Raw genomic sequence first — 6,000 nt, 5'->3', positions numbered from 1 at the left:
TGATCCAGTACGGCCTGCCGGACCGCCTGCTGCTCGACCGCGTCGAGAACCTGATGTTCCCCGACCCGGCGCCCACGCGGCCGGGCCACAAGCGCTTCGCGTCCGCCGGCAAGCCACTTCGCCCACCAGTTGTCCACGGCCTTGAGCGAGACCTGGAACACCGCCGCGACATCCTCACGCGTCCGGCCGGCCACCAACGCGGCCACCGCCCGCAGCCGAAGGGCCTCCTGCGCCGACGGCGACAACTGCCTTGCGTCTCCCACCAGTTCACTCACGCAGGGATCAACGACTCAGAACACCTACCGTTTCGGATCAATATGTATCGCCCTGCACTACGAAGGCTGCTCATCGCGCCTGTTTCCGCCTCGATCACGCGGTACGAGCGGAGGACGAGGGTGCGCCATCCGTGACGAGCACGGGCAGCCTGCCGCCGGTGAGCCGATCGAGGTCACGGGCCCTACTACCTCACAGCGCCAACAACCCAGGCGCCGTTGCGCGTTGCGGTACTGCGGTGCGCAGCGATGCACGTAGTGGCCCCTCGGCCACGGCGGTTACCGCGTTACACCAGATCCTGGCGTGCAGACACGAAGAGGCAGAGCCCTGGAAATGGCGCCAAAGCCCTCCGTCCCCGGGGCAGTCCAGGCGTTCGCGGCGCCGAGCGGGATAGGGCGCGTGATGAGGACGAACTGGAAGGTGGGACTCGACAGATGGACCTCCTCGGAGCGGGACACGGTCGTGAGACCGAGCAGCGCGGGATGCGTACTGCCATAGCGGTCAGCCCCTCTGCAGGCTGACCTTCAATGGCGCGACTCATGGCTGACCTGGCGTTTTCAGGGTCGTTGTACGTTGACATGATCCCGAACGGGGTTCCAGTCCCGTGGGCCACTTTCTCGTCTGCCGTGGGCGAATGCCGGAGCCTCGTCACGCAGAGCCACTCGCCTCTTGATGATCCCCGCTGTGGATCCGGCCGACTTCTCGGACGGTGACCAATGCGTGCGATGCCCATGGTCCAGTGCTACTGCGCTGCAGTGATCAGCTGACCGAGGTCGGCACCAAATCCCGGCAGCGCACGACTGTTTGAGGGAAGAGGGAGGCTGGCTGATCACTCACGCAGCTCACCGAGTTGCACGCCCGGAATTGGAGAAGCGCGCAAGGCTGTCCCGGATCACGATGTCGCTGGCGCTGAGAGCCGACGTCAGCTGTTCTTGCAACTCGCCCTGAATAGTCCCTGCCCCGAGGGCGCAGGCATGCACGAGAGCGCGGCCGCCGTTGTCGACCAGATAGCGCACAGCGTCGGGCATCTCGCGATGGCAGTACGCCTCCGGACGCCCGCCCCTCTTCAGCAGCCAGGCCGGCACCGGCATCGCGGCGCGGACCTCGGCCCACTCCACATCCGTCATGTCACTCGGATAGCAGCCTGCCCGCCGTCCCGGGGCGAGCGAACCGAACCGGTGTACGTAGCAGTCACACCCAGGGGTGACCGCGGTAGACGCAGCCACAGTGGTGCTGCTCAACTGATCAGGCAACGGGCTTCCTGGTCGTGCTGGTGTCGTAACCGCGTCACTACCAAGGGGCCCGTTCTCTCATGCCCGCGACCGCACCCGAACCTCCGTCCAGACGACCACCCGCTGCCGCTCGAACAAGATCCGGTTTGCCACAACGCACTCAGCAGTTGAAGCGCGGGCTCGATCCTGACGTCAGCCCGGCAGCCGCGTGTCGGTCAGCATCAGTGGCTGCCGGGTCTCGGACGGGTTGGGCGGACCATGGCGCGGTAGAGGGCAGCGGAGGCGAGAAGTGATGTCAGCTCCCAGATACGCCACCACTGGTTGACATCCAACCTAGTCGGCCCAGGTCAACAGGTTGCACACGACTGACCTTGCTGTAGGGTCAGATCGCTGACCTGCGATGTTTCACGGCCCGCTATGACCCGGGACGGCTTTGCGGTCGGAGTTCGTTCTGCCGCCGGATGCTCGACCGCAACGTCACGCTGCGCGGGGGCATCGCCCCGGCCCGCGCCTGCATTCCCAAACTCCTGCCGAGTGCGCTCTCCGGGGCCCTCGATCCGGGTCTGTCGTCGACGGTGCCGTCTCCCTGGCCGAGGTGCCGGACGGTTATCGGGCGATGGATGACCGGTCGGCGCTGAAAGTGCGCAACACCGTCAGAGTGCGGGGGCCGGCGGCACGGGCGTGGTTCCTCGCGTGCCGCCAGCGCCCTCGTGATGTCAGGCGGCGCGCTTCACGTGGCGGACCAGCCACATCAGCAGGGCATCCAGGTCGGCGGCGGCCGAGAGGACCCGGTCGACCGCCTCGGGGGTGTGCAGCCACTGCTCGCAGCCGAGGGGACGGGCGGCGATCAGCGAACGGTGGCGCAGCAGGTTCGTACGGGAGTGGTCGGTCGGGTAGCCGCGCGGGGGGCGTTTCATCACGTCCCCGGAGACGTCGTAGCCCTTGTTCCGCACGTCCTCGACGATGGCGGACAGTTCGCGGCCGCTCCCCTCGGAGGCCACGGCTTTGCGGAACATGTCCACCTGGCCGGGATCGGGGTACCACCAGGCGCCCTGGATCCGCAGGCCGTCCAGGTCGAACCGGAGACCGATCTCGATCTTGCGGCCGAGCCGGATCACCGCGCCTTGGTGCTGCCACCACCAGGAGTCGGTGCGGTAGTGCCAGACGGAGAAGTCCTCGTACCGGGGATCGGTGTCCGCGACCTCGTTGAGCAGGGCGATCATCGGCTGCCGGACCAGGCGTTCGCGGTCCGCCCGGCAGCGCTCGCGCGTCGCGTGGGTCGGTTCGCCCTGGAGCTGCCACAACACGTCCATGGCCTGCTCCGGCCAGCCGGTGAACTGTCCTCGCATGCGCGGAGGATAGCTCACCCATGATCCGCCGCGGAGAGTAAGACGGGCAGGGAGGCGTAACCCCAGACAAGGTGGGAGGTGCGGCGGCGGGGCTCGCCGGCCAGGTCGATGTGCCGTGCACGGTGGGCGAGTTCGTTGAGAAGCACGGAGAGTGCTTTCGCTATGCAGCGGGCAGTGAGATTAGGCAGCCGAACTTGAGATCCCACATCGCCGTCAACGGACAGTTCGCCGGTGGCAGACAAGGAAGATCGCCCAAAGGGCTGGTGGACGCTGCAACGGCATGTCAACCTGAACGACCTTCCGGAAAACCCCAGGTCAGAAAGGTGATGCTGTGGCATTGGATGCCGCGCAACCTGGATTCACCACGACGGTCGCGGCCCTGCGGCTCCGCTCCTGGAAGCTCGGTGCCGGCCAGGCGATGGAGGTGATCGACCAGTTTTCGGAGGCCGACTTCACGCACATCGTCGACGACCGCGCCGACGTGCACGTCAGCTCGCGCGACGGCCGGTTCTACCTCGGCTACTTCCCGAACGGCCGGCCCGGCGGCGCTGACGAAGACTGAGTGACGGGTGAGGGCTGGGCCATCGCCGTTACCGGTACCGCCAACGTCCCTGGCTACCGGATGGCCTTCGGTACGGACACGCCAGCGGAGATCGTTGCCGGCGTCGTGGCCTGGATCCTGTCAACCTCCCGGCCCCTGTGACGGGCGCATTCTCTTCCTTATATACGCGACGCGTACCCTGCCCCTGCTCTCGCGGCTTCGTCCGCTACCGCTAGGAGAACGTCTTGGACCCGCACTCGCCCGAGATGACCGTCGGCGACATCCTCGACTTGCTGTCCACCTGCGACCGCGACACACCCGTCCGTCTTGCCATCAACCCCTTCTTCCCCATGGCCCACCGTCTGGGCGGCGTGGAGAAGACGGTGGACGAGCATGGTCGGCCGATGGTCTACATCGCCGAGTCCCCGGAGGCCGAGCAGTTCGGCTCGCTGCCGCCCGCCGTGGCCGTCGCGCTGACCTGGCAGGACCCGGTCGAGGCGCCCCCGCGCCGCCGACGCGGCGCGGCCGGGCCGAACGGCGGCCAGTGATTCACCCCCGAACCCACGGAGGCGCCCCTGCATCCCCGCCATCCCATCGATCCATCCCACCCCATCTTGCCGGATCCGGTGTACTGGGTCACCCCGCGTCACCTGGCCGGTGATGACGGCGTCCTCGCCGAGCGAATCGGCGACACACTGACCGAGCTCCGCTGGCGCATGTGGCCGACCTCCCGCAACACCCTGCTCTATGTGAGCCCCGACGGCCTATGCGGCGCCGAGTGGATCCTCGCCGCCTACCCGTTCGAGCTGGGAGGTCTCTCGGTGGCCTGGCAGCTCTCCGCTCGCCTGCACGCCGCCTCGGCCCTGACCGAGTGGAACGCGTACTTCACCGCTGGCGTACCGCACGAGGCGCTCACCGATTTCCTCCTCGCGCTCGACGCGAGCGAGACACCCGATACCGGGCTCGAGAACGCCGAGTCGGTGCTCACCGCGCTCAGCGCGCGGGGTTGGCTGCGCGACATGGACCGTCCGCACACGACTGCCACCGACCCCGGTTTCTCCACGAACGTCTCGCTGGAGATGCTGCCGCCGCTCATCCACGACGCCGACCCCCGTGACGACCTTCTGGGGTGGCAGGCGTGGGCGGAGCCCGTGCTCGGGGCGCCGTACCTGTGGTGCGCGAGCTTCAGCGCGAGTACCCCGCACGAGCTGGTCGCGGCCTTCGCCTCGTCCCTCGCAGGACCCGGTCCGGTACCGCGTCGCACGCTGCCCGAGGGAGCGGAGGACCGTCTCACCGTCGTACGACGCGGCTGACGACCTGCTCATAGCCGGTGACCGAGGCGGGGAATCGGCGGGGGATGTCCCCTCTTCCAGGCCCGGTGGTTCCACTCCCTTCACGGGAGTGGAACCACCGGGCCTTCGCCGTACCGGCATCAGCGAATCCCTGACGGCGCCCTGGAACCAAGATCCAGGTCGTGCGTACGATCGCCGTCGTGGCAGGCAAAGTAATCGGCAAAGGACCACTGCGTGGCTACCTCCTGGAGGAGGTGCTGGCCTGGTTGTTGCGGTCCAGCGGCTTCGAAGTCCTCACGGCTAACGACGACAAGGACAAAGAGCCATGGAAGGTGTTGAAGCAGGACAAGAACGGTCTGCTGGTCCGTGGACGCGGGGCGTGGCACCAGGTCGACGCGCTCGGACAGTTCCGGTATGTCCCGCCGTTCTCACTGCCTGTCCGCCTGTTCGTGGAGGCAAAGTACCTGACCACAACGCCAGTTGGTCTGCCCACTGTACGCAACGGCCACGGCGTGATCCACGACGTGAACGAGGGCGAGACCACCACGCTCACCGCCCCAGGGACTGGCCGGCCGCGGACGCGATACCGCTATAGCTACGCGATCTTCTCTACATCCGGCTTCAGCCTGGAGGCGCAGGACTACGCTCTGGCCCACCAGATATCCCTGATTGACCTCTCCGCACCGGACTTCGCTGTACTGCGGAATCTCGTCGAGACCACCGCCGACACGATTCACGCAGCACTCGAAGTGACTCCCGCGGCCGAGCGGCCGAAGGTGCGCGACATACGGGCATACCTTCGCGGCCCGCTGCTGGATATGTACGACGCCGTGGACCTGACCGATTCGTTCCGCGTACCACTCGATTACCTGGCGCAGGCCCTGCACAGCCGGTCGCAGCTGGGGCTTGTCCTGGCCTTTCCTGCAGCGGCGTTCGTCTTGGGACTGGCCTCGGATGATCTGTACGCCTTCGTGGATTACGCGAGAGCGCACCCCACGCACGCGGTGCGCCTGCGTCGCATCAATCAGGCAGCGTCACATCCGGTTTGGGAACTGCGCTCCGCGGAGCACCCAACTGCATACGCGTTGAGGTTCGGTCTGCCGGAGCGGGTGGAAGCCTGGATCGTCGAACAGGACGAAGGGATGCCCGCGCGGACTCGGTATGTCAAGCGCAGCATGCTGTCGACCATGACCCTGTACTGGATGGACGGGGAGCACGCCCAGACATTCCAACTCCGCTACGAGCCCCGCGAACTCCGCTTCGCCAGCTGATCGCCTCACACGCCGAAACCCCGGTGTCCGGCCTGTCGGACG

The 6,000-nt window shown here is 67.0% G+C and carries 6 protein-coding genes and 2 pseudogenes; 5 read left to right on the top strand and 3 right to left on the bottom strand.

What is annotated here, in order from left to right; translation table 11 throughout:
- Together ACH4ZA_RS15825 and ACH4ZA_RS15820 are read right to left on the bottom strand one after the other, a co-directional pair.
- Nucleotides 1-275 (bottom strand): helix-turn-helix domain-containing protein (locus ACH4ZA_RS15825; RefSeq protein WP_398429863.1); only part of this gene is annotated, 275 nt, incomplete at its 3' end.
- 840 nt (nt 276-1,115) lie between these two features.
- Entirely contained in the window at nt 1,116-1,400 is a 285-nt protein-coding gene (locus tag ACH4ZA_RS15820; protein WP_398429861.1) for a hypothetical protein, read from the bottom strand.
- A 566-nt stretch (nt 1,401-1,966) separates the two neighbouring features.
- Between ACH4ZA_RS15820 and ACH4ZA_RS15815 the strand changes: the two are divergent.
- Nucleotides 1,967-2,148, top strand: a pseudogene (locus tag ACH4ZA_RS15815) (IMP dehydrogenase); the annotation flags it as partial.
- A gap of 73 nt (nt 2,149-2,221) precedes the next feature.
- Here ACH4ZA_RS15815 and ACH4ZA_RS15810 read toward each other — a convergent pair.
- Nucleotides 2,222-2,854 carry a DUF2461 family protein gene (locus tag ACH4ZA_RS15810; protein ID WP_398429859.1) on the bottom strand — a complete coding sequence of 211 codons (633 nt, stop codon included), beginning with the start codon at nt 2,852-2,854 and terminating at the stop codon, nt 2,222-2,224.
- Between the two features lie 331 nt (nt 2,855-3,185).
- On the opposite strand from ACH4ZA_RS15810, the pseudogene ACH4ZA_RS15805 reads away from it, so the two are divergent.
- The 4 genes and pseudogenes from ACH4ZA_RS15805 (at nt 3,186) to ACH4ZA_RS15790 (ending at nt 5,958) form a co-directional block, all read left to right on the top strand.
- A pseudogene (locus ACH4ZA_RS15805) lies at nt 3,186-3,557 on the top strand (DUF317 domain-containing protein).
- A gap of 104 nt (nt 3,558-3,661) precedes the next feature.
- On the top strand, nt 3,662-3,943 hold the full coding sequence (locus ACH4ZA_RS15800) for a hypothetical protein (protein ID WP_388818965.1): 282 nt from the start codon (nt 3,662-3,664) through the stop codon (nt 3,941-3,943).
- 78 nt (nt 3,944-4,021) lie between these two features.
- Complete coding sequence (locus tag ACH4ZA_RS15795) at nt 4,022-4,708, top strand: DUF317 domain-containing protein (protein ID WP_398429882.1); 687 nt, start codon at nt 4,022-4,024, stop codon at nt 4,706-4,708.
- 179 nt (nt 4,709-4,887) lie between these two features.
- Entirely contained in the window at nt 4,888-5,958 is a 1,071-nt protein-coding gene (locus ACH4ZA_RS15790; RefSeq protein ID WP_398429858.1) for a hypothetical protein, read from the top strand.
- Nucleotides 5,959-6,000 lie beyond the last annotated feature (42 nt).

The sequence above is a fragment of the Streptomyces sp. NPDC020597 genome (genome assembly GCF_044335095.1).
Classification (GTDB): Bacteria; Actinomycetota; Actinomycetes; order Streptomycetales; family Streptomycetaceae; genus Streptomyces.
Note: the sequence above shows the minus strand (reverse complement) of the source record. Positions and strands in the feature narration are given on the sequence as shown.